Annotated in this window: 19 protein-coding genes; 14 read left to right on the forward strand and 5 right to left on the reverse strand. The window is 65.1% G+C overall.

Features of this window, described 5'->3' with window-relative positions:
• The first annotated feature begins 42 nt into the window (after positions 1-42).
• The 11 genes from FJ948_RS14455 (at position 43) to FJ948_RS14510 (ending at position 13,966) form a co-directional block, all read left to right on the forward strand.
• Complete coding sequence (locus FJ948_RS14455) at positions 43-921, forward strand: fumarylacetoacetate hydrolase family protein (RefSeq protein ID WP_140705458.1); 879 nt, start codon at positions 43-45, stop codon at positions 919-921.
• Positions 918-1,697 carry an alpha/beta fold hydrolase gene (locus FJ948_RS14460; protein WP_140705460.1) on the forward strand — a complete coding sequence of 260 codons (780 nt, stop codon included), beginning with the start codon at positions 918-920 and terminating at the stop codon, positions 1,695-1,697. The genes FJ948_RS14455 and FJ948_RS14460 overlap by 4 nt, the downstream gene beginning before the upstream one ends.
• 52 nt (positions 1,698-1,749) lie before the next feature.
• Positions 1,750-3,078, forward strand: a complete 1,329-nt coding sequence (locus tag FJ948_RS14465; RefSeq protein WP_140705462.1) for an amidohydrolase family protein — start codon at positions 1,750-1,752, stop codon at positions 3,076-3,078.
• Entirely contained in the window at positions 3,075-4,121 is a 1,047-nt protein-coding gene (locus FJ948_RS14470) for a branched-chain amino acid ABC transporter permease (protein ID WP_140705464.1), read from the forward strand. Before FJ948_RS14465 ends, FJ948_RS14470 begins: the two co-directional genes overlap by 4 nt.
• The gene (locus tag FJ948_RS14475; RefSeq protein WP_140705466.1) at positions 4,118-5,143 is read left to right on the forward strand and encodes a branched-chain amino acid ABC transporter permease; all 1,026 of its coding nucleotides are present in this window, start codon (positions 4,118-4,120) and stop codon (positions 5,141-5,143) included. Before FJ948_RS14470 ends, FJ948_RS14475 begins: the two co-directional genes overlap by 4 nt.
• 56 nt (positions 5,144-5,199) lie before the next feature.
• The gene (locus FJ948_RS14480) at positions 5,200-6,441 is read left to right on the forward strand and encodes an ABC transporter substrate-binding protein (protein ID WP_246677523.1); all 1,242 of its coding nucleotides are present in this window, start codon (positions 5,200-5,202) and stop codon (positions 6,439-6,441) included.
• Between the two features lie 13 nt (positions 6,442-6,454).
• Positions 6,455-7,252, forward strand: coding sequence for an ABC transporter ATP-binding protein (locus tag FJ948_RS14485; protein WP_140705471.1), 798 nt, complete (start codon positions 6,455-6,457; stop codon positions 7,250-7,252).
• Positions 7,245-9,461 (forward strand): ABC transporter permease, encoded by a 2,217-nt coding sequence (locus FJ948_RS14490; RefSeq protein WP_140705473.1) that lies wholly within the window; start codon positions 7,245-7,247, stop codon positions 9,459-9,461. The genes FJ948_RS14485 and FJ948_RS14490 overlap by 8 nt, the downstream gene beginning before the upstream one ends.
• An 89-nt stretch (positions 9,462-9,550) precedes the next feature.
• The gene (locus FJ948_RS14495; RefSeq protein ID WP_140705475.1) at positions 9,551-11,737 is read left to right on the forward strand and encodes a flotillin domain-containing protein; all 2,187 of its coding nucleotides are present in this window, start codon (positions 9,551-9,553) and stop codon (positions 11,735-11,737) included.
• Between the two features lie 255 nt (positions 11,738-11,992).
• Positions 11,993-12,430, forward strand: a complete 438-nt coding sequence (locus FJ948_RS14505) for an SRPBCC family protein (protein WP_140705479.1) — start codon at positions 11,993-11,995, stop codon at positions 12,428-12,430.
• Between the two features lie 9 nt (positions 12,431-12,439).
• Positions 12,440-13,966 (forward strand): zinc-binding dehydrogenase, encoded by a 1,527-nt coding sequence (locus tag FJ948_RS14510; protein WP_140705481.1) that lies wholly within the window; start codon positions 12,440-12,442, stop codon positions 13,964-13,966.
• A 9-nt stretch (positions 13,967-13,975) separates the two neighbouring features.
• Here the strand turns inward: FJ948_RS14510 and FJ948_RS14515 are convergent, their stop codons facing one another.
• Both FJ948_RS14515 and FJ948_RS14520 read right to left on the reverse strand, forming a co-directional pair.
• Positions 13,976-15,259 carry a D-tagatose-bisphosphate aldolase, class II, non-catalytic subunit gene (locus tag FJ948_RS14515; protein ID WP_140705483.1) on the reverse strand — a complete coding sequence of 428 codons (1,284 nt, stop codon included), beginning with the start codon at positions 15,257-15,259 and terminating at the stop codon, positions 13,976-13,978.
• The gene (locus FJ948_RS14520; RefSeq protein WP_140705485.1) at positions 15,256-16,209 is read right to left on the reverse strand and encodes a sugar kinase; all 954 of its coding nucleotides are present in this window, start codon (positions 16,207-16,209) and stop codon (positions 15,256-15,258) included. The genes FJ948_RS14515 and FJ948_RS14520 overlap by 4 nt, the downstream gene beginning before the upstream one ends.
• A gap of 247 nt (positions 16,210-16,456) precedes the next feature.
• On the opposite strand from FJ948_RS14520, the gene FJ948_RS14525 reads away from it, so the two are divergent.
• Positions 16,457-17,491: a LacI family DNA-binding transcriptional regulator gene (locus tag FJ948_RS14525; protein WP_140705487.1), complete on the forward strand. Its 1,035-nt coding sequence runs from the start codon at positions 16,457-16,459 to the stop codon at positions 17,489-17,491.
• Here FJ948_RS14525 and FJ948_RS14530 read toward each other — a convergent pair.
• From FJ948_RS14530 to FJ948_RS14540, 3 genes are all read right to left on the reverse strand, one after another.
• Positions 17,479-18,429, reverse strand: coding sequence for an alpha/beta hydrolase (locus FJ948_RS14530; protein WP_140705489.1), 951 nt, complete (start codon positions 18,427-18,429; stop codon positions 17,479-17,481). The genes FJ948_RS14525 and FJ948_RS14530 overlap by 13 nt on opposite strands.
• Before the next feature lie 20 nt (positions 18,430-18,449).
• Positions 18,450-19,598, reverse strand: a complete 1,149-nt coding sequence (locus FJ948_RS14535) for a Gfo/Idh/MocA family oxidoreductase (protein ID WP_140705491.1) — start codon at positions 19,596-19,598, stop codon at positions 18,450-18,452.
• Between the two features lie 268 nt (positions 19,599-19,866).
• Complete coding sequence (locus FJ948_RS14540) at positions 19,867-20,628, reverse strand: DeoR/GlpR family DNA-binding transcription regulator (RefSeq protein WP_140705492.1); 762 nt, start codon at positions 20,626-20,628, stop codon at positions 19,867-19,869.
• 162 nt (positions 20,629-20,790) lie between these two features.
• On the opposite strand from FJ948_RS14540, the gene FJ948_RS14545 reads away from it, so the two are divergent.
• Both FJ948_RS14545 and FJ948_RS14550 read left to right on the forward strand, forming a co-directional pair.
• Complete coding sequence (locus FJ948_RS14545) at positions 20,791-21,591, forward strand: class I fructose-bisphosphate aldolase (protein ID WP_140705494.1); 801 nt, start codon at positions 20,791-20,793, stop codon at positions 21,589-21,591.
• 3 nt (positions 21,592-21,594) lie between these two features.
• Positions 21,595-22,578, forward strand: coding sequence for a PfkB family carbohydrate kinase (locus FJ948_RS14550; RefSeq protein ID WP_140705495.1), 984 nt, complete (start codon positions 21,595-21,597; stop codon positions 22,576-22,578).
• Positions 22,579-22,610: the final 32 nt, after the last annotated feature.

Below are 22,610 nucleotides of genomic sequence, written 5' to 3' on the forward strand. Positions count from 1 at the left end.
AGAGCAAGAAATTGGCTCAATATTGGTTCAGGGAGGAACTGGATGCGGGTCGCGACTTTCTCGATCGCTGGCGAACGCCGCGTGGGCCTTGTCGATCTCGACGCCCAGACCATCGCGCCTTTCGATTTTTCGGTCGACCAGGCCAGGTCGGGCATCCTGGCGCTGATCGAGCGCAATGGCGCCGGTGTTCCGCGCACCTTGTCGCCGATCCCTCTGGCGCAGGTCGAGATCGAGGCGCCGATCCCGCAGCCGCGCCGCAACATTTTCTGTGTCGGCAAGAATTATCACGAGCACGCGCACGAATTCGCCCGCTCGGGCTTCGATTCCAGCGCCGGCGCCGGCGCGGTCCCCAAGCACCCGATCATCTTTTCCAAAGTGCCGGAATCGGTGGTCGCAAACCATGCCAGCGTGCTGATCGATCCTTCGGTCTCGACAGCCATCGACTATGAGGCGGAACTGGCCGTCATCATCGGCAAGGGCGGGCGCGGCATTTCGAGGGAAAACGCGCTCGACCATGTCTGGGGCTACACCATTGTCAACGACGTCACCGCGCGCGATCTGCAGGGCAAATACAGCCAGTGGCTGATCGGCAAGTCGCAGGACACGTTCTGCCCGATGGGGCCCTGGGCGGTGACAAGGGACGAGCTCGACCTGGCGACCGCCGGCATCAGGTGTTTCGTCAACGAGGATCTGCGCCAGGACTCCCGCATATCGCTGTTGATCTTCGATATCCCGACCATCATCGCCACGCTGTCGCAAGGCATTACGCTGAAGCCCGGCGACATCATCGCCACCGGCACGCCGGTCGGCGTCGGCATCGGCTTCGATCCGCCGAAATACCTCAAGGCCGGCGACGTCGTGCGCATCGAGATCGATGGCATCGGCACGCTGGAAAACCGCTTCGCGGAGCACGCACGATGACCACGGTGACGGTTGGCCAGGTTGTTGCCGAAACAGTGGGCGACGGCGCCGCCGTGGTGATGATCCACGGCCTTGGCGGCACCTCGAACATGTTCCAGCCGCAGATGGCGGCATTGTCGGCCTATCGCGTCATCCGGCTCGATTTGCCGGGCTCCGGCCGTTCGCTACGCCCGATCGAGCCGCTCCCCATCGAAGGCATGAGCGAGGCGGTGATCCGTGCCTTGGTCGGCATGGGCGTTTCCACGGCGCATTTCGTCGGCCATTCGATGGGCACCATCGTTTGCCAGCAGATCGCGGCGGCGCAGCCTTCGCTGGTCAGGTCGTTGGCGTTGTTCGGCGCCCTTGCGGAGCCGACCGAGGCGACGCGGCAAGGGCTGGGCAAGCGGGCGCAACTGGCGCGCTCTGGCGGCATATCGGACATAGCCGACCAGATTGTCGCCAACGCCATCTCGGCACACACGCGGGAGACATCTCCGGCCGCCGTCGCCTTCGTGCGGGAATCGATCACCCGCCAGGATCCGGAATCCTATGCCCGCACCTGCGAGGCGCTGGCCAAGGCGACCGCCGTCGATCTCAGGCGTATCTCTGCGCCGACGCTGCTGGTCACCGGCGATGCCGACACCGTCAATCCGCCCGGCGTCGCCCAGGCGCTTGCCGATAAAATCAAGGGCGCCGTGCTCTCGTCGCTGGATCGGTGCGGACATTGGGCAACGGTGGAAAGCCCACGCGAAAGCAACCAAAAGCTCGCCGATTTTTTGAGACGGGTTGATAGGTGAGGAATTCAGATCGGGCGTAAACTCATGCGCTCGGCAAGTTGGGAGGCTTGTGATGGCAGACGACAGCTGGAACGGAAACGGTTCGACCGGCACGCTGTTCACCAATGTGCGCGTGCTCGACGCGACAGGTGAATATCCCTACACCGGCGAGGTGCTGGTGCAGGGCAACCGCATCAAGCAGATCACCAAGGGTTCGTCGCGCTTCGGCTCATCCTCGTCGTCCTCCTACAGCGGCGGCGCAACCGTAATCGACGGCATGGGCGCGACGCTGATGCCGGGCATGATCGACGCCCATCTGCACCTGTCGTGGAACAACGCGCCCGGCATCGACCCCATCCAGATGATGGAGGTCGAGGAGCACATGCTGGTTACCATGGAGATGGCCAAGCTGGTGCTCGACGCCGGCTTCACCGCTGGGCGCGGTGCGGCCGCCGCCAAGCCGCGCCTCGATGTTGTGGCCAAGAAATTCATCAACCAGGGCCGCTTCCCCGGGCCGCGCTATCTCGCGGCCGGGCCTGAGATCACCACGGTCGGCGGCCTCGGCGATTCCGCCCCGTCGCACATTCCGCATGAGGGGCTGAACCTCGGCCTCGTCGTTTCCGGCCCGGAGGAAATCCGCCGCACGGTCCGCCAGCTGATCAAATACGGTGTCGACTCCATCAAGCTCAATCTGTCGGGCGAAAGCATCACCGGTATGGGCGCCGAGGAAACGCCGATGTCGGAGGAGGAGGTCGCCATGGCCGCCTCGGAAGCCCGCTGCCGCAACAAGGTGCTTTCGGCGCATGCGCGTTCGTCCGGCTCGGTCAAGCAATGCGTGCGCCACGGCATCCAGAACATCTACCACGCCTCCTTCGCCGACGAGGAAGCGCTCGACATGCTGGAAGCAGTCAAGGACAAGCATTTTGTTGCGCCGGGCATCGCCTGGCTGATCAACACTGCCCGCCATGCCGAGCAATGGGGCATCAAGCCCGGCTCGCCACTGTCGCTCGAATATGAGCGCGAACTCGAAATGTGCGTCGACACGATGAAGAAGATGCACCGGCGCGGCATCCGCGTGTGCATCGGCGGCGACTACGGCTTTGCCTGGACGCCGCAAGGCACCAACGCCAAGGACATCCAGACCTTCGTCGAAATGCTCGGCTTCTCGCCTATGGAAGCGATCCAGGCCGGCACCAAATATGGCGGCCAGATCATGAACATGGGCGACGAACTCGGCCTGATCAAGGAAGGCTATCTCGCCGATATCCTGCTCATCGACGGCGACCCGATCTCCGATGTCCGCATCCTGCAGGATAAGAATCGCATCCTCGCCATCATGAAGGACGGCAAGTTCCACAAGGCGCCGCGCATGAACGAACAGCGCCGGCGGCTGACTGCATGAGCCTGCTCGACCGGCCATCTCAGACGCTCTCAAGCGGCGGCATCACGGGCCGGCAGGCCTGGGGCCTTGTCGGTCTGCTGGCCGCAGCGATCGTCGCATGGCTGGTCTTCGCCGTCTGGCCCGATTGGCTGAACGCCATCCTGATTTCCAAGAAGGCTTTCGTCAGCGCCATCCTCAACGGCATTACGCTGGCCGGCCTCTACTTCCTCGTCGCCTCGGGCTTCACGCTGATCTTCGGCCTGATGCGCAACGTCAATCTGGCGCATGGCTCGCTCTATCTGCTCGGCGCCTATATCGGCTACGAAGTCACCAACCGGACCGGCTACTGGCTGCTCGGCGTCGCCGCCGGCTTCGCGGTGCTGGCCGTCGTCGGCGTCGTCATGCAGGTCTTCGTCTTCCGTCGCCTGGAAGGCGACGACCTGCGCCAGACCCTGGTCTCGATCGGCATCTCGATCGTCGCCGCCGACCTGATGCTGGCGGTGTGGGCTGGCGGCACCTACCAGATCACCACGCCGGAGTGGCTCGACGGCGCCCTGACCTTGCCCGTCATCACCGCGGTGCGCTCCAATGGTGCTTCGGTCTTCCTTACCTATCCGCTCTACCGCGTCGTCGTGCTGGCGGCGGCGATCGTCATCGGCGTCGTCCTCTGGCTGATGCTGCACAAGACTCGCGTCGGCATGATGATCCGCGCCGGCGTCGACGACCGCGCCATGCTGCAGGCCTCCGGCGTCAACGTGCACGCGGTGTTCGCCATCGTCTTTGCCGTCGGCGCGGGCCTCGCCGGCTTTGCCGGCGTCGTCGGCGGTTCGGCGCTGTCGGTCGCGCCGGGCGAGGACGTGCGCTATCTCCTGGCGTCGCTGGTCGTGGTCATCGTCGGCGGCATGGGCTCGATCACGGGCGCGGCCATCGGCGCGCTGCTCATCGGCCTCGCCGAGCAGATCGGCCTCGTCTATTTCCCCACCTACGGCATCGTCCTCACCTTCGTCATCATGGTGGTGACGCTCGCGGTCAGGCCGCAAGGCATCATGGGGAAGGCAAGATGAGCCTCGCCATCGCCACGGACGGCACGACGCAGCGGAACTGGCTGGAGAAGCTCGGCGCCGGTCACGTCATCCTTGGCGTCGCGCTGGTGCTGTACCCGCTCGTGGCGTCGGACTTCTTCCTGACCCAGATCGGCGGCTATTCGCTGATCTTCGGCATGCTGGGCCTCTCGCTTATGCTGCTCGCCGGCTATGGCGGCATGGTCAGCCTGGCGCAGATCACCGTCGCCGGCATATCGGCCTACGCAATCGCCATACTCGGCAACAACAATTCCAACATTTTAGGTTTCGGCTGGCCGTGGTGGCTGGCGGTGCCGTTCGCCGTTCTCGCGGCCGCTGTGGCTTCGGCGCTGATCGGTTGGATCTCGGTGCGCACCGAGGGCATCTACACGATCATGATCACGCTGGCGATCGCCACCGCGACCTACTATTTCGCCCAGCAGAACTACGCCATCTTCAACGGCCATTCCGGCTATGCCGGCATCCGCGCGCCGGCCTTCTGGGGCATAGGCTGGCGCGACGCCAAGCCCTTCTACTATCTCTGCCTCGGCCTTGCGGTGCTGTCCTACGCGGCGGTGCTCTACGGTTCGCGGTCGACCTTCGGCATGACGTTGCAGGCGATCCGCGACAACCCCCGCCGCATGCGCGCGCTGGGCTACCATGTCACCGCGCACAAGGTGTTCGCCTGGCTGCTTTCCGGCGTCATCGCCGGTCTGGCCGGTGTGCTTCTGGTCTGGTTCAACGGCCGCGTCTCGCCCGGCACCATCGGTGTCGATGCGGCGATCGACGTGCTGATCATCGCCGTCATCGGCGGCCTGCGCCACCCGATCGGGCCGTTCCTCGGCGCGCTCGTCGTCGTGCTGATGCAGACCTTCGCCATCGACATCGTCGGCGCCGAGCGCTTCAACACGCTGATTGGCATGGTGTTCCTGATAATCGTCTTCGTCTCACCGGACGGAATTCTTGGGTTGTGGGGGAGGATCAAGCCACATCTTGCCCAGGAGTCCTTGCGTCCCGGACCGTAAAAAAACCGGGACGAAACCACTGCAAAACCAAATCAACGGGAGGAAAAAACATGAGGATGCATAGACGTACCTTAATGGCGCTGGCGGTGTTCACCGGGCTGACCGCGCCGTCGATGGCGCTGGCCGCCGACGACACCATCAAGATCGGCCTGCTCGCCACTTTCGAGGGACCGTTCACCGTGCTCGGCGAAGATGGCGAGCGTGGCGCCATGACCGCGGTTGCCGAGATGAACGGCACCGTCGCCGGCAAGAAGATCGAGATCGTCAAGGGCTCGTCCGACGCCTCGCCCGACAGCGCCGTGCGCGCGGCGCGCAAGCTGGTCGAGCAGGACGGCGTCAAGGTGCTGGTCGGCCCGCTTTCGGGCGACGAAGGCATCGCCGTCAAGGACTACGCCAAGACGCAGCCAAACGTGACCTTCATCAACGGCACCTCGGCCGCGCAGGACACGACTTTGCGCGACCCCGCCGAAAACTTCTTCCGCTTCTCCACCGACGGCGCCCAGTGGATGGCCGGCCTCGGCACCTACGCCTTCAAGGACAAGGGCTACAAGAAGGTCGCCACCGTCGCCGAGGATTACTCCTTCCCCTACACGCAGGTGTTCGGCTTCATGGCCGAGTTCTGCAAGGCCGGCGGCCATGTGCCGTCGAAGTCATGGGTGCCGATCGGCAACAAGGATTTTTCGTCGGTTATAGCCGCCATTCCCGAGGATGTCGACGCGATCTATGTCGCGCTAGGCGGCGCCGACGCCGTCAATTTCCTGACCCAGTACCAGCAGGGTGGCGGCACCGCGCCGCTGATCGGCGGCTCGATCACCGTCGACCAGACGGTGCTGACCTCGAAGGGCAAGTTGAAAGACGTGCTCAAGGGCACGCCGTCGGCCGGACCAACCGCTGACACCAATGACGCGCCGGCCTGGAAGGCATTCGTCGAGGCCTACAAGAAGCAGCCCGGCGCCTTTCCGTCGCCCTCGCTCTTCGCCCATGGCTACTATGTCGACATGAAGGCGACATTGCTCGGTCTCGACCAGGTCGGCGGCGATGTCTCCGACGGCGGCAAGAAGTTGCGCGACGCGCTGTCGAAGCTCTCCTTCGACACGCCGACCGGCAAGGTGTCGCTCGACAAGAACCGCAACGCCATCGCCGACATCTTCCTGACCGAAGTCACCGAGGGTTCGGACGGCAATCTCCTCAACAAGCTGGTCAAGGTCGTGCCGCAGGTCAACCAGACGCTCGGCATTCCCGAAGACGAGTTCATGAAGCTCGGCGCGGTCAACCGCGACAATCCGAGCTGCCCGTAACAGCCGATATCGAATGCAGCCGCCAGTGACCGAAAGCCTCGCAGCAAACCGTCTTCAGAGCACCGGCGCCTATGCGCTGGAGCTCGATGGCGTGGCGCGGCGCTTCGGGGCGCTGGTGGCGCTCTCGGGCATCACCATGAGGATCGCGGCCGGCGAACGGCGCGCGGTCCTCGGCTCCAACGGCGCCGGCAAGACGACGCTGTTCAACGCCGTGACCGGCGACTTCATGCCGACGTCAGGGCGGATCCGCTTTTTCGGCGAGGACATCACCGACCTGCCGCCGCATGAGCGCATCCGGCGCGGCCTGCGCCGCACCTATCAGATATCGCAATTGTTCAAGGGCCTGTCGGTCCTCGATTCCATCTTCCTCGCCTGTCGCGGCGTTTCGCGGCGCCGCTTCTCGCTGCTCCGACCGGCGGCATCGGACGTCAACATGGCGCAGGCGGAATCGATCCTGAACGCCGTGCATCTGGACACCTATCGCGACACGCTGGTGGCGACGCTGAGCCATGGCCAGCAGCGCCAGCTGGAGATTGCGCTGGCTCTCGCCGGCGCGCCGCGCTTCATCCTGTTCGACGAGCCGGCGGCGGGCCTGTCGCCGACCGAGCGCCGCGACCTTGTCGCCATCCTCAACGCGCTGCCGAAACACATCGGCTACATCATCATCGAGCACGATCTCGATGTGGCGCTGCGCGTCTCGGAATATGTCTCGATGATGCACAATGGCCGCCTGTTCAAGGAAGGCACGCCACGGGAGATCGAGGCCGATCCCGAGGTGCAGGAGATCTATCTCGGGGGCAAGCATGGCTGAGCGTCCCGGGAAAATCGCCAAGGCAATCCTGCGCATAGAAGATCTGCAGGTTTTCTACGGCGAAAGCCATGCGCTGCAGGGCGTTTCGCTGACGCTGGAAAGCGGTGTGCTGTCGGTGGTCGGCCGCAACGGCATGGGCAAGTCGACTCTCTGCAACACCATCGTCGGCCTGAAGCGGGCGAAGTCGGGGTCGATCCGCGTCGACGGACGCGAAATCACCGCGCTCGAGCCACACGAGATTCACCGTCTCGGCGTCGGCTATGTGCCGCAGGGGCGCCGCGTCTGGCCTAGCCTGACCGTCGACGAGCATCTGCGGCTCGCGGCCGGTAGCCGCCGCGACGCCTCCTGGACGGTCGAGCGCGTCTACCAGACCTTTCCGCGCCTGGCCGAGCGCCGCACAAACGGCGGCTCGCAGCTGTCGGGCGGCGAGCAGCAGATGCTGGCGATTTCGCGCGCGCTGCTGAGCGATCCCAAACTGCTGGTCATGGACGAGCCGACCGAGGGGCTGGCGCCGGTCATCGTCGATCAAGTCGAAAGAATGCTGGTCGATCTCGCCGCCGAAGGCGAGATGGCGGTGCTGGTCATCGAGCAGAACATCGGCGTGGCGACCTCGGTGTCGAACCAGGTCGCCATCATGGTCAACGGCCGCATCAACCGGCTGATGGAGGCCAAGGCGCTTGCCGCCGATCGCGAGCTGCAGCAGCGGCTGCTCGGCGTCGGCCGCCACGCTGAGGAGGCGCCCGTCACGCCGGCGGAAGCCGCGCAGGCCAGGGAACAACTGGCGGAAGTCTATCGCGTCGACCGCACCGGCGCCGCATCGGGCGAGTCGATGCCTCAAAACGGCATCTACCGCCCGGTCACCGAACTGCCCAACCGCTGGAACGTCCCGGTCACCGAATTGCGCCAGGCGGCGGTCGACAAGACCGCCCCGCAGGACGATGCGAAAAAAATCTTCGCCATTCCCTTTGCCGAGCGTATCGGCAGGACCGTGCTGGTCGTCGGCACCTTCGACACCAAGGGCAAGGAACTGCGCTTCATGGCCGACCGGCTGAAGGCGCTCGGCCTGCCGGTCCGCACGGTCGACCTGTCGACCTCGGGAAAACCGACCAGCGCCGACGTGCCGGCCATGCAGGTCGCCGGCATGCATGTGCGCGGATCATCCGCCGTCTTCACCAATGATCGCGGCGGCTCGGTGAGCGCCATGGCGGAAGCCTTCGCGCGCTGGATCGAGCGCGAGCCGCGCATCGGAGGCGTGATTTCCGCCGGCGGCTCCGGCGGTACCACGCTGGCGACGGCGGGTATGCGCGTGCTGCCTGTCGGCATCCCCAAGCTGATGGTGTCGACGGTGGCGGCCGGCGATGTCGCCAAATATGTCGGCGGCGCCGACATCATGATGTTCCATTCGGTCGCCGACGTGCAGGGGCTGAATTCGATCACCGAACAGGTGCTGTCCAACGCCGCGCACGCCATGGCCGGCATGGTCGCGCAATTGCCCAATGCCGAAGCCTGGGAAGCCAAGCGCAAGCTGGCGCGGCCGGCCGTCGGCATCACCATGTTCGGCGTCACCACGCCTGCCGTGCAGGCGGTGACCAGACGCCTCGAAGCCGACTATGACGGCCTTGTCTTCCATGCCACCGGCATTGGCGGGCGCGCCATGGAAAACCTCGGCGATTCCCGGCTGCTGTCGGCCTTCCTCGATCTCACCACGACTGAAGTCGCCGACATGATCGTCGGTGGCGTCTTCCCGGCGACGCAGGATCGGTTCGGTGCGGCGATCCGCACCGGGCTGCCCTATGTCGGCTCGGCCGGCGCGCTCGACATGGTCAATTTCGGTCCGCGCGACAGCGTGCCGGAGAAGTTTCGCGGCCGCAAATTCGTCATCCACAATCCCAATGTGACGCTGATGCGCACGACCGTGGACGAATGCCGCGCGATCGGCGAATGGATCGGCGCGCGGCTCAACGCCATGAACGGCCCGGTGCGCTTCCTGCTGCCGGAAGGCGGCGTCTCGATGCTCGATGCTCCGGGCCAGCCCTTTCATGATCCCGACGCCGACAACGCTCTGTTCGAGGCGATCGAGAAGACGGTGCGCCAGACGCCGCAACGTAATGTCGAGCGGGTGCGGGCCAACATCAATGACCCCGCCTTTGTCGATGCGGTGATTTCCGCGTTCCACGCCATTACGCCGAAGCTGCGGAGGCGGGCATGAAGAATTGGACTTCGCCACCATACGGGTGGATGTTTGAGTTTGCTGCCGGTCGCCTCGCGCCGACCGCATTGTCTTGGGGAGGATAGATCATGGACGCGCAGACCTTTGGCGCTTTCCTGTTGTGGTTGATCATTGCCGCGGTCGTCGTGGTGATCGCCGTCTACATCTTGCGCTGGCTCTATCGCCGCTCGACCAAGGAGACGGCGTTCGTGCGCACCGGCTTCATGGGCGAGAAGGTGGTGGTGAATGGCGGCGCCTTCGTCATCCCGGTGCTGCATGAGATCACCCCGGTCAACATGAATGTGCTGCGCATCGAGGTGCGCCGCGAGGACGGGCTGGCGCTTATTACTCGGAACCGCATGCGCGTCGACCTGATCGCCGAGTTCTTCGTTCGCGTCGGCGCGCATCGCGAACTGGTCGCCGCCGCCGCGCAGACGCTCGGCCGCCGCACGCTGCAGCCGGACAGTTTGCGCGAATTGCTGGAAGGCAAATTCGCCGGCGCCCTGCGCACCGTCGCCGCCCAGATGACGCTGGAAGAAATGCACGAACTGCGCGGCGACTATGCCGCCAAGGTGCGCCGGCTGGCGGAGGAATCGCTGGCCGCCAACGGTCTCGAACTCGAAAGCGTCGCCATCGTCGACCTCGACCAGACCAGCCTTGAATATTTCGACCCGTCCAATGCCTTCGACGCCGAAGGCCTGACGCAATTGACGGAATCGATCGAGACCCGGCGCCGGATGCGCAACGAGATCGAGCAACGCACGCTGGTCGACATCCGCAACCAGAACCTCGACACCCAGCGCAAGGTGCTGGAGATCGACCGCGACACCGAATATGCGCGCCTCGAACAGGAGCGCGAGGTCGAGATTCGCCGCGCCGCGCAGCGCTCGGAACTCGCCATCGAGCGCGCGTTGCGCGACCAGGAATCCGAACAGGCGCAGCTTTCCTCGCGCGAGGCGGTCGAGAAATCGCGCCTCAATCAGGAGCGCAACATCACGCAGGAGCGGATCAACAGCGAGGAAGAGACGCAGCGCCGTGAGATCGCGCGCCGCCGCTCGCTCGACGAGACCGAGATGAAGATGCGCGAACTGACCGAGCGCGAACAGATCGCGCTCGAACTGTCGCTGGAGAAAGCCCGCATCGAACGCGAAGGCACGCAGCGCGAACTCGAGGTCGAACGCAAGAAACTGCTCGAGGTCGCCGAGCTGGAACGCCAGATCGCACTGGCCGAAAAGGCGCTGGAAGTGACCCGGGCCGAAGCGGAAAAGCGCCGCGCAGAGATCGTCGAGAACCAGGCGACGGAGACGGCCCGCATCGCCCATGAGCGCGCCGTCGACGAGGTTAGGGTTGAACGCGAGCGCCATCTGGAGGCGCTGCAGATCGCCAAGCGCCAGGCCTTCGAGGAAGCCGAGATTTCGGCCAGCGAAGAGGTCGAGCGCGCCCGCATCACCACCGAACGCGGCATCGAGGAAGCCCGTCTGATCAAGGAACGCGACATCCGCCAGCTTGGCGTCGACCGCGACCAGAAGATCGAAATCGCCGAGATCCAGAAGGCGATCGACATCGCCAAGAAGACGCAGGAGCGGTCTTCGGCCATCGCGGCTTCCGAAGCCGTGCGCGCCAAGGCGGTCCAGGCGGAGGAACAGGCCTTCACCGCCCGCGAACGCGAAATCGCCGAGCGCCGCAAGCTGACCGACCTGATCGGCGCGCAGCGCGAGGCCGAGCGCGAAGCTTTGCGCATCACATCCGCTGCCGATGCCGAGATGAAGGCGGCCAGGAGTCTGGCGGAAGCGCAGAAGATCGCGGCACTGGCATCGGCGGAAGCGGAGAAGATCCACGCCCTTGCCGCGGCACAGCGTTACGAAGTCGACGCCGCCGGCAACCGCCAGCTCAACGAGGCCGAGAACCTGTTGTCGAGCGAGGCACGCGCCGGCCGTCTGCGCGGCAAGCTGCTCGACCATATGGAAGGCATCATCCGCGAAAGCGTCAAACCGATGGAGAAGATCGACGGCATCAAGATCCTGCATGTCGACGGCATCAATGGCGGGCAGGGCGGCAACCGCAACGTCACCGATGAGGTCATCGACTCCGCGCTGCGCTACCGGGTGCAGGCGCCGATGATCGACAATCTGATGAAGGAGATCGGCATCGAAGGCGGCTCGCTCGGCCGCATGACCGACGTGCTGCGCGACGCCAAGGACATTTCCAGCCTGACCCGCGACAAGAAGGGCAAGGGCAAACCCGCCAAGGACGACGATGACGACCGCGACCATTGAGGTGAACGTCGGCGCTGCCCCTCACCTGCCTGCCGGCATCCTCTCCCCGTATAGAGACGGGGAGAGGGACGCGGTCATCGACGATTTCGCAAATCACCAACGTTGCGAGATTGGCGCCGAGGCTGCGGCCAGCCCATTTCTCCCCGTCACTATACGGGGAGAAATGTCCGGCAGGACAATGAGGGGCGGCGCTGGCGTCAACAGCCGAGGTGCACCCAAGTGCGGCCTCTATCGTTGCATCCTTGGCCAGCAAGCATGACCAAGGTCTATGTCTCCTCGGTCATTCCAGCACCGGCGGCCGAAGTGTGGAAGCTTGTCCGCAACTTCAACGCATTGCCAAGCTGGGCGCCCTTCGTCGTCGAAAGCCGCATCGAACAGAATGCGCAGGCCGACCAGATCGGCTGCATCAGGAGTTTCACGCTCAGGGATGGCGGGCGCATCCGTGAAAGGCTGCTGGCGCTGTCCGATTACGACCTCTCCTGCAGCTATGCGATCCTGGAAAGCCCGATGGCGGTGGAGAACTACGTCGCCACGCTTTCGCTGACGCCGATCACCGACGGCAATCTGACGCTCGCCGAATGGCAGGCGGAGTTCGACTGCGCGCCGGACCGTGAGGCGACCTTGATGCAGCAGATCGGCAATGGCGTGTTCCAGACCGCCTTGACCGCGCTGAAACACCGGTTCGGGCGCTGACGCCGGCCGATGGTCAGGGTCTGCCAGAGCACCATCATCGATGCGCCGATCGACGAGGTCTGGGCGATCCTGCGCGATTTCAACGGCCATGAGCGCTGGCACCCGGCGATTGCCTTCAGCGAGATCGAGGGCGGCGAACCAGTCGATGCGGTGGGCTCGGTGCGCCACTTCAGGCTGAACGACGGCGGCGAGCTGCGCGAGCAATTGCTGGCGCTGTCCGACAAGGACCGGCGGCTGAGCTATTGCTTGCTTGAAGCGCCGCTGCCGCTGATGGGCTATGTCGCCTCGCTGCGACTGAAGCCGGTGACCGATGGCGACGCCACTTTCTGGGAATGGCGTTCCGAATTCCACCCGCCGCCACATCGCCGCGACGAACTGGTCAGGCTGGTCACCGAAGGCATCTATCAGGCGGGCTTCGCGGCGGTGCACGCTCTTCTGCGGCGGCGCAACGCCGGCGCGCCGGTTGAGGCGAGACCGTTGCCGGCCAGCGTCGCGCCGGCTTCATCCGCGAGCGCGCCGCGCGTTGCCGCAAAGGCTGCCTCAATCCGTGCCGAAACGACCCGCGCGATCGTCGTCGAGCGTTACGGAGGACCGGAGGAGTTGCAGCCCAGGGCCATCGCCCTGCCGCCGCCGGCGCCGGACGAGGTGCGGATCCGTCACACGGTGATCGGCGTCAATTTCATCGACGTCTACTGCCGCACCGGTTTCTTCGATCTGCTGCAGCCACCCGGCGTGCCGGGCATGGAAGCGGCCGGCATCATCGAAGCGGTTGGTCCAACGGTATCGGGTTTCTCGATCGGCGACCGCGTCGCCTATGCCTGTCCGCCCGTCGGCGCCTACAGCGAACGGCGCAACATGGCGCCCGAACTGCTGGTTCGGCTCTCCGACGATGTCTCGGACGAGACCGCCGCCGCCGGCCTGCTCAAGGGCGTCACCGCGAGTTTTCTGCTGCACGATGTCCATGCCGTGAAGCGCGGCGACATCGTCCTCATCCACGCCGCCGCCGGTGGCATCGGCCAGTTGCTGGTGCAGTGGGCGCGCCATCTCGGCGCGACGGTCATCGCCACCGTGTCGAGCGACGGCAAGGCGCGCATCGTCGAGCGGCTCGGCGCGCATCATGTGATCGTCTATTCCCGCGAAAATTTCGCCGAGGCGGTCATGCGGTTGACCGGTGGCAGGGGTGCCGACATCGCCTATGACGCGGTCGGCAACGACACGTTCGCCGGCTCTCTGGCGGCGCTTGCAGTGCGCGGCCATCTCGTCAGTTTCGGCCAGGCTTCCGGGCCGGTCGGCAATTGGGACATCGGCCGCTTCGCCTCGAAATCGATCACCGTTTCGCGCCCCAACTATGCCCACTACACCGACACGCCGGAAAAGCTCGCGCCGCATGTCACCAGTTTTTTCCAGGCGCTGCGCCAGGGCGCGGTCAGGGTCGAGGCGCCGACCCGCTACGCCCTTGCCAACGCCGCCGACGCGCACCGCGATCTGGAATTGCGCCGCACCACAGGTGCCCTGGTTCTGGTGCCACGGGCGTAACTGTCGGGATCAGCCGGTTGCGCTGCCATAGATGTCGAGAACATCCGTTAGGGCTGCAATCAGGAGTTCCCTGGCTTTTGGCGCGACGGATCCGCTCGCCACCGCGCCATCCAGACGGCCGAGATACTGGCTGATCAGAGGTGAGGGGATATCGCGCTCGCCCAACGCCAGCATCAGTGCGTCCACGGCCTGCCCCGCCGCCGGCGCCGGCCAGTAGTAGCGGATGCGGTCGCTGTAGGAGAAATGGCGTTCGATCCGCTGCTCGGCCTCGGAGCCGTGATAGTAGTTCTTCCAGTTGCCCGGTGCGGCCAGCATGGCGCGCTCCATCGCCGCCGGCAGGTTCTCACGCCCCGGGTCGGGAACCAGAATGTCGGCGATGTGGCTCAGCCCGTAAAGCGCCTCGCGCAGCGCGAAGGTCAGCCACGGCCCGACCTTGAGGATGGCAAAACCGTCGTCGACCAGAGCGCTCAGCGCTCCGACCGGCTGGTAGTCGGTCGAGTGCGCCTCGAAGACGAATTGCGGCAGGTCTCGCAGTGTGCCGGCCAGCGCCCGGGCGCGTTCCGGGCGATAGGCGATCACCTCGGCATTGCCGAACTCGACGCCCGGCTGCACCACGACGCCGATCGCCCGCGAGAAGGCGGCATCGAGGCCACGCTGGTGAAAGGCATCGCGGTGGATGCGCACCGTCTCGCCTGCCGCTTCCGGTGTCGTCACCGCCAGATGGTCCATCGCCTCCTGTGCGCCGCCCGGCACCGGCACTTCGGTGCCGATGACATAGACAGGCCTGGCGCCGCCTGTTCGTTCAACCGCGGCCTCCGCCACTCCGGCTAGGTCGGCGGCGCGCGCGGCAATCGTGGCGTCGGGAGGCGCGGCACCTTCGCCGGCGCAGCCCATGCTGGCATCCAGATGGATCTTGGTGAATCCGGCTTCGGCATAGGCATCCACCATGCGCGATGCCCTTTCCATGGCCTCTGGCGCCGGCAGGTGCTTCCACGGATTGGGGCCAAGATGGTCGCCGCCGAGCACCAGCCTGTCCAGGGGAAAGCCGGCCTTGCCGGCGATCGTCTCGACGAAGCGGCGGAAATCGCCCGGCGTCATGCCGGTATAGCCGCCCTCGTGGTTGACCTGGTTGCAGGTGGCCTCGATCAGCACGTCGACACCGCGCGCCTTGCCGTGGCGCAGTGCTGCTTCGATGACCAGCGGGTGGGCCGAGCAGATCGAGGCGATGCCGGCGCGTTCGCCGGCCGCACGACGCTTTGCTATGGCGGCCAGCCTGTCGGTCGCCTGGCTCATGCCGGTGCTCCGGTCGTGGCGGTCGCAATGAACGCCTCGACGGTGGCGAGCGAGGCGATGCCTTCCATCGGGCCTTTCTTCGTCACCGCCAGCGCGCCGCAGCCATTGGCTATCTCGAGCGCTCTCCAAGGCGCTTCTCCACGCAGCCAGAAGGAGACGAAGGCCGCCGCGAAACAGTCTCCGGCGCCGGTCGGATCGATTTCCTCGACGACGAAGCCGGGTGAAGCGGTGCGCCCTGACCGGTCGTAGTGAACGGCGCCCTGCGCGCCCTTCTTGACGACCACGCCGGAGATGCCGCGGTCCAGCATTTCGCGCGCCGCGCTCTCCTCGTCGGTTGCCTCGGCGAAGGTGAAGAGTTCCGGCCCGCTCGGCAGGAACACATCGGTTTTCGACAGCACGAAATGCAGCGCGTCGCGCATGCCCGGCAGATCGAGCATCTCCTTGCGGATATTGGGGTCGAAGGAGACCGTGCCGCCGCGTGCCTTGACCGCCTCGATCCCGTTGCGGGCAACCTCGATCACCTCGGGCGAGAACAGCGATGTGCCCATGACGTGGAAATGGTCGGCACCGGCCAGCAGAGCGCGCGCTTCCGCGCCGATCTCGATCAGTCCGGCAGCACTCTGCTTGATGTTGTAGACGAAGTGCCGGCTGCCATCGGCCTCATAGGTGACGAAGGCGGTTCCGGTCGCGGCACCCTGGTGGACCTTGATGGCCGAGATGTCGGCGCCATCGGCGCGCAGGCGCTCGATGTTCAAATGGCCGAAATCGTCGTCGCCCACCGCCGCGATCAGCCCCGCCGGCTGGCCGAGCCGCGCCGCCTGGTCGATGAAGATGGCGGGGGCGCCTGATGGAAACGGGCCGACCAGCGGGCCAGGAGCGCGAAAACTCTGGCCGATCCGCTCGGCCATGATCTCGACCAGGATCTCGCCGGCGCAAACCAGTTTCTTCATGTCCTCACCATCTGCCGGACTCTGGTTGCCGTACGCTCCCCATGTCCGTGCGAGTTCAAAACCTAAGTTGAGATTTTCAGAGCGTCAATAAATAATTTGACGTGCGCAATTCTTTTGCGTTGTAATGGAAACATGGAAATTTGACTGAACAAGTTCGGTCAAGCAATGCTGCCTCATAGCGACGGCCGCAAGACTGATTCTGGCCAGAGTTCGGCTGGCGTTGAGGGTAAAGGGGCCCGAAAGATCGATGGCGGAGAAGACCCACCGGACGATGGATGATTTCGCCAGGGCGTCCGGCGTATCGCGGCCGACCCTGTCGAAATATTTCGACGATCCGGCCAGCGTGAAGCCGGCGACGCGGGCACGCATCGAGGCCGCGCTTCGTTCCTCGGACTATCAGCCGAATGTTTTTGCCCGCAACCTCAACCGCAAGCGCACCCGTAATGTCGGCATCGTCGTGCCGACGATCGCCGATCCGTTCTACGCCGAGATGGTCAGCCGCATCGAACTGCGCTGCCGCGACGAAGGGTTTTGGCCCATCGTCATTTCCTCGCACGGTTCGCCGAAACTGGAGGCGGAATCGGTCAGGACACTGATGTCGCTGAAGGTCGCCGGCGCCATTGTCGCCCCCTTGGGTCGAGTTTCCGAGCCCGGTGTTTTCGAGCGAATGAGCGAGGACATCCCGATCGTCTATTTCGATACTTATATCGAAGGCGACACGCCGTTCGTCGGCAATGACAACCACCAGAGCACCTCGACCATCGTCGACTATCTCTGCCGGTCCGGCGAACCGCCGGTCTATGTCGACATTCCGCACGTCAACCACAATTCGGGCGAACGCCTGCAGAGCTATATCGACACGATGCAGGCCGCGGGTCTGGAGCCTGTCGTCATCAAGTCGGCGGGCGACTATAACTGGGATTTCGAGCGCATCGGCCATGAATGGATGGACAGGACGCTCGAGAAGGGCGGCCTGCCGGCCCGCACGCTGCTGTGCGCCAATGACCGTCTCGCCTTCGGCGTGATGTCGGCCGCCTTTTCGCGCGGGCTGAAGATCGGCCGCCGGCCCGATTGCGATTTCCGTGTCGCCGCTCACGACGATCATCCGTTGAGCCGCTACACCTGTCCCGCGCTGACCACCATGGCGCAGGATTTCGCCGCCATGGCCGGCCGCAGTGTCGAGATCCTGCTGGCACTGCTGGACGAGGCCGATCCGCCCGGCCAGGATTTGGCGCGCAACGTCAAGCTCGGCGCGACCCTGGTGATGCGTCAGTCGGCCTGAGCACGCGTCCGCAGCTGAAGCCAGGCCGCCGCCTCGCTCACCGCTTGCCGCGCGGCCAGGATGTGGCGGCCCATCGAGACGAAGCCATGGATCTGACCCGGCCAGTGCCGCAACACCAGTGGCACTGCGTCGGCGCGCAGGCGCTCGGCATAGGCCGTGCCTTCATCGGCAAGGATGTCGTGCCCGGCTGTCACGACAAAAGCCGGCGCCGCGCCGGCAAGGCTGGAGGCCAGCAGCGGCGAAACGCGCCAGTCCGCGATGTCGTCGGGCGTCCGCACATAGTGGTCGCGGAACCAGGCCATGGTGGCGGCGGTGAGGCCGAAGCCGTCGCCGAAACGTCGGTAGCTGTCCGCCGTCTGGCGGGCATCGGTGTTGGGATAGATCAGGATCTGGGCGGCAAGCGGCGGCGCCAGCCCGTCGCGGGCAAGCAGCGCCAAAACGGCGGCAAGGTTGCCGCCGGCACTGTCGCCGGCAACGGCGATGCGGGCAGGGTCGATGCCGAGGTCTCCGGCATTCCCGGCCATGAAGCGCAGCGCCGCCGCGCAATCCTCGAGCCCGGCGGGAAACTTGTGCTCCGGCGCCAGCCGGTAGTCGGGACAGACGATGACGGCATTGCCGAGATTGGCCAGCCAGCGGCAGATCTCGTCATGCGAGGAGAGATTGCCGATGACCCAGCCGCCGCCATGCAGATAGAGCACGGCGCGCGCGCCAGAGCGTGGCGCGCCGATGCCGCGATGGATGCGGATCGTCACCAGGCCGTTCGGCCCGTCGATCTGCTGTTGCGAAGTCGCCGCCACCGGCTCGTGCTCGCCTTGCTGCGTCGGGAAAGAAGCGTTGTAGGCGGCCCGCGCCGCCGCCACGCTGCCATTCTCGAACGGCTCGCCGCAGGCGGCCCGGGCGATTTCGAGGATGCGTAGCGCGTCCGGATCGAGTGTCATCGTCATCTCCGCCACGGGGATCAGGCGAGCAAGGCGCGCGCCTCGTCTTCGCTGAGCAGGGCCGGCTGGACGACGTCACCGGCAATGGCGACCGAGCTTTTCGTCTCGCCCGACCGCAGAATCGCTTCCATGATCTCCAGCACATGCAGCGCCAGATTGCCGGACGCGCGCGGCGCTGCTCCCGTCTCTAGGGAGCGCACGAGATCGGCGACCCCGAGCATGCGGTAATTGGCGCGGTCGGGCGCGGCGTAAGGCCAGTTGCGGGCGCCGTAGAGTTCGCCTTCGCTGGCGAAATCCTTCCAGTCCGCGCCGCGTTCGGACAGCGAGACGGTGCCGCCGAACGTGTCCGGGTCGGGCAGGCGCAGCGAACCTTCCGTGCCGTGCAGTTCGATCGGATGGTTGGAATGCCTGAAGACATCCCACGAGGCGCCGAAGGTGACGGTGGCGCCAGAGCGGAATTCGAGCAGCGACAGCACATTGGTCGGGGTGCCGACCTTGAACGTCGTGTTCTTGAACGGCCCTTCGGCCGATATCAACCGCTCCTCCTGGCCCTTCGTCGCCATCGCCATGACGCGCGCGACCGGACCGAGCAGGTTGACCAGCATGGTCAGGTAGTAGGGACCCATGTCGAACACCGGACCACCGCCAGGCTGGTAGTAGAATTGCGGGTTGGGATGCCAGTGTTCCATGCCGCGTCCCATCATGAAGGCGGTGCCGCTGACCGGGCGGCCGATCGCGCCCTCATCCATCAGGCGGCGCGCTCTGCGTCCGGCTGCACCAAGGAAGGTGTCGGGAGCCGAGCCGAGCAGCACGCCGCGCTTCGCCGCCTCCGCCACCAGGCGGCGCCCGTCGCTGGCCGACGTCGCCAGGGGCTTTTCGGTGAAGACATGCTTTCCCGCCGACAGGGCTGAAATCGAAATATCGAAATGCGCCGCCGGAATGGTCAGGTTGAGGACGAGGTCGATCTCGGGGTCGGCCAGCAGCGCATCGACGCCAAGGGCACGGATGCCATATTCCTTGGCTCGCAGCGCCGCGATTTCGGCCGAGATGTCGGCGCAGGCACGAAGCTCGACCCCGCCAAACAGCGCGGCGTTGCGCAGATAGGTCATCGAGATGTTGCCGCACCCGACGACGCCAATGCCGAGTTTGGCCTCTGATTTCGCCTGCATTTCCTGTTGTACCTCCCAATACGCTCACGGGCCTGCCCGATCCGTCGCGACGATGCCGGATCGTTTTCGAAATCGCTATACAACATTTTAAATATTGACGCGCGTAAAATTTTTATAGAGCATGCGGAAATGCTGGCGCGACTTTGGGAGGCTGCCAGCCCTAGGAGGAGGAAATGACAGGCATGAAAAACCGGCCGGGCGCCGACGCGAATCTCGTGGGTCAAGCGCGCAGTGGACCTCTGCCGTGCGGCCAGGGGTCGCGAAGGGTTCAGGCGTAGATCACCTTGGCCACGGTCCCGTCGAGCTGGCTGCGTATCGGGCCTGCCAGGCCATCATCGGTGATCACCACATCGACGCTCGACAGCGAAAATGCCTTGGAGGTGCCGCTGACGCCCCATTTGCTCGAATCCGCAAGGAGGACAACGCGCCGGGCCATGCGTACGAGGTTTCGCTTCGTTCGCGCCATGTCTTCGTTGACGTCGACCACATCCAGTGACGAGTCGATCGCATGCGCTCCGACAAAGACTTGATGCGCCACCAAGCCGCCGAGAGCGGTATCGGCGTCGGTGATCAGCGTGCTCACCGTGTCTGGATAGACCCGGCCGCCGATCATGTGAACGTCGAGCCCGGGCCGATGCATCAGATGCTGCACGATATTCATCGCCGTGGCCGCGACCACGACATTGCTGAGCGGGGGTAACTGCATGGCAAGCTGCATCAATGTCGAGCCGCCGTCGAAGATGACGGATTGGTTGTCCTCGAACAGTTCTACCGCTGCCCGGGCGATGCGTTTCTTTGCATCGAGGTTGGTTTGCATCCGCCGGGCGAACGCGGCCGTGGTCGAATCCGTGGTCCGTGTCACCGCGCCTCCGCGGGTCTTGGTCAGCAGTCCCTTTCGGTCCAGTATCTCGAGGTCGGAGCGCACGGTGACTTCCGACACGCCAAAATCGTCGGACAGGTCCTTGATGCGAACCTGTCCGCTGCGTTGCACCTCACCCAGGATCGATTGGCGTCTCTGCTCCGACAACATTGCCCTGTCCTTGCCTCCATGTGCCAGGCGATCGCCATGGCCTCGATTCACCCTATTAAAAATACGAGAATTCGAAAGCTTTCGAAAGATTGCTTTTGTTCTTTCTTTCGAAAAAACTGGGTCTGGGATTTTAAAGTCAATCGATTGGAGATTTTTGGACTCATGAGCCTCGGAACCCAGGTGCGCCTTGCGCGCCTCTTCTCACATCCATCGGGCAACCTTTTCGGCGGCGCGGTCGACCACTTCGTCGGCTATGGCGACGTGCGCAAAGGCGGTCTTGCCGACCTGCCGGGCGCGCTAGCCCGCGTCATGGTGGGCAAACCCGACTATGTCAGCATCCAGCCTGGCACCGCGCGCCATCTGTGGCCGCAATACGCGGGCAAGGCTTCCCTGGTGATCCAGGCCGGCTGCTTCACCCCGGACGACCGCATCAGTGAACTGATTGCAACGCCCGAGGATGCGGTGCGCGCTGGCGCAGATGCATTGGCCGTGGCCATTCCGGTACGCGGCGCGACCGAGGGCAAGTACATACGCTGGCTGACCGATTCGGTGAACGCGGCGGCCCGCTACGGCATGCCCGTTGTCGCGCATGTCTACCCTCGCGATTTCACCGACGGGACAAAGATCGTCTTCACTCCCGACGAGATCGCCTATGCGGCGCGCATCGGCTACGAGTCCGGCGTCGACGTGATCAAGATCGGTTACACCGGCGATTTCGAGTCGTTTCGAGAGACCGTTCGGACCTGCCCGGTGCCGGTCGTGATCGCGGGTGGTCCGAAGACCGACACGCTGCTCGGCGCCCTTCAGCAGACCGCGGACGCCATCCGTGCCGGCGCGCGCGGCGCCGTGGTGGGCCGCAATCTCTGGGGGCATGGCGATCCGCAGAAGGCGGCCATTGCCTTCCGGGGCGTCATCCATGACGGGCTTTCGGCGCAAGATGCCCTGGCAAGGGCGGGTGCCTGACCGATGCCCACCGTCCCTTCAATCCTCGGCTTCGGAGCTATTGCGATCGACGACATCGTCTATGTCGATCAGCCGTTGTCGGCGGGCAAGGGGAAGGTTCTGCAAAGTGCCCGGGCTTTCGGAGGAAATGTCGCGACGGCCCTTGTCGCCGTCGCGCGGCTCGGCGGAAGCGCCGGCTTCGTCGGATGGCTGGGTAGTGCCGCCGACGACGCCGTGCTGTGCGATCTCGTTGCGAGCGGCGTTGAAACCGCGTTCGCGCCGCGCCATTCCAACGCACGCCCGGTGCGCTCGCGGATCACCGTCGGCTCGGATGGGGAGCGGTTCATCGCGTATGACGACGAAGCGATGCTGGGCACCGCGCCGGACTTTCCGGACGAGATCCTCAGCCGCGCGACCGTCCTGATCGTCGATAGTTACGCGATCGGGTCGCTGGATGTCGTGGCTCGGGCTCGCGATCTCGGCCTTGCCATCCTCGGCGATATCGAATGGAGCAGTGGCCCAGCTACCGAAAGGCTGATCGGGCTCTGCGACCATCTCATTCTTCCGCTCGGCTTTGCGCGCATCGCCACGGGCCGCCGATCGCCCGCCGAGATACTGGATGCATTGTGGTTGCCGTCGCGGTCCGCCGTGGTTCTGACGGATGGCGGTAGGGGCGTCTACTATCGTGGACGCGGCGAGGCCGGGCTCTGGCACCTGCCTCCGCACCAGGTTGAAGTCGTCGACTCGACCGGCGCAGGCGACTGCTTTCATGGCGCCTACGCCCTTGCACTGACGCGCGGCGCCGACACCGCGGGCCGGGTCGCATTCGCGGCCGCGGCGGCGGCCCATTCGATAACGGGACGAGGCGGGCGCGAGGCGCTTCCGACCGACGACCAGGTCACGGAACTGCTGGCATCGACGAACGCGCCGTCGCCGGTCGAACTGAAGCATGCGCGGCTCGATGCCGCGACAGAGCCCGAACTATCCGAGGAAATATCTCGCAGGTGATCATAAGCCGAGGAAACTATAAAAATCAGTGG

The sequence above is a fragment of the Mesorhizobium sp. B2-3-12 genome, assembly GCF_006442205.1.
Taxonomy (GTDB): Bacteria; Pseudomonadota; Alphaproteobacteria; order Rhizobiales; family Rhizobiaceae; genus Mesorhizobium.

What these genes read in the sequence shown, in the direction of transcription:
- FJ948_RS14455 (WP_140705458.1), top strand. Translation starts at nt 43, where the DNA reads ATGCGGGTCGCGACTTTCTCGATCGCTGGCGAACGCCGCGTGGGCCTT.
- FJ948_RS14460 (WP_140705460.1), top strand. Translation starts at nt 918, where the DNA reads ATGACCACGGTGACGGTTGGCCAGGTTGTTGCCGAAACAGTGGGCGAC.
- FJ948_RS14465 (WP_140705462.1), top strand. Translation starts at nt 1,750, where the DNA reads ATGGCAGACGACAGCTGGAACGGAAACGGTTCGACCGGCACGCTGTTC.
- FJ948_RS14470 (WP_140705464.1), top strand. Translation starts at nt 3,075, where the DNA reads ATGAGCCTGCTCGACCGGCCATCTCAGACGCTCTCAAGCGGCGGCATC.
- FJ948_RS14475 (WP_140705466.1), top strand. Translation starts at nt 4,118, where the DNA reads ATGAGCCTCGCCATCGCCACGGACGGCACGACGCAGCGGAACTGGCTG.
- FJ948_RS14480 (WP_246677523.1), top strand. Translation starts at nt 5,200, where the DNA reads ATGCATAGACGTACCTTAATGGCGCTGGCGGTGTTCACCGGGCTGACC.
- FJ948_RS14485 (WP_140705471.1), top strand. Translation starts at nt 6,455, where the DNA reads ATGCAGCCGCCAGTGACCGAAAGCCTCGCAGCAAACCGTCTTCAGAGC.
- FJ948_RS14490 (WP_140705473.1), top strand. Translation starts at nt 7,245, where the DNA reads ATGGCTGAGCGTCCCGGGAAAATCGCCAAGGCAATCCTGCGCATAGAA.
- FJ948_RS14495 (WP_140705475.1), top strand. Translation starts at nt 9,551, where the DNA reads ATGGACGCGCAGACCTTTGGCGCTTTCCTGTTGTGGTTGATCATTGCC.
- FJ948_RS14505 (WP_140705479.1), top strand. Translation starts at nt 11,993, where the DNA reads ATGACCAAGGTCTATGTCTCCTCGGTCATTCCAGCACCGGCGGCCGAA.
- FJ948_RS14510 (WP_140705481.1), top strand. Translation starts at nt 12,440, where the DNA reads ATGGTCAGGGTCTGCCAGAGCACCATCATCGATGCGCCGATCGACGAG.
- FJ948_RS14515 (WP_140705483.1), bottom strand. Translation starts at nt 15,259, where the DNA reads ATGAGCCAGGCGACCGACAGGCTGGCCGCCATAGCAAAGCGTCGTGCG.
- FJ948_RS14520 (WP_140705485.1), bottom strand. Translation starts at nt 16,209, where the DNA reads ATGAAGAAACTGGTTTGCGCCGGCGAGATCCTGGTCGAGATCATGGCC.
- FJ948_RS14525 (WP_140705487.1), top strand. Translation starts at nt 16,457, where the DNA reads ATGGCGGAGAAGACCCACCGGACGATGGATGATTTCGCCAGGGCGTCC.
- FJ948_RS14530 (WP_140705489.1), bottom strand. Translation starts at nt 18,429, where the DNA reads ATGACACTCGATCCGGACGCGCTACGCATCCTCGAAATCGCCCGGGCC.
- FJ948_RS14535 (WP_140705491.1), bottom strand. Translation starts at nt 19,598, where the DNA reads ATGCAGGCGAAATCAGAGGCCAAACTCGGCATTGGCGTCGTCGGGTGC.
- FJ948_RS14540 (WP_140705492.1), bottom strand. Translation starts at nt 20,628, where the DNA reads ATGTTGTCGGAGCAGAGACGCCAATCGATCCTGGGTGAGGTGCAACGC.
- FJ948_RS14545 (WP_140705494.1), top strand. Translation starts at nt 20,791, where the DNA reads ATGAGCCTCGGAACCCAGGTGCGCCTTGCGCGCCTCTTCTCACATCCA.
- FJ948_RS14550 (WP_140705495.1), top strand. Translation starts at nt 21,595, where the DNA reads ATGCCCACCGTCCCTTCAATCCTCGGCTTCGGAGCTATTGCGATCGAC.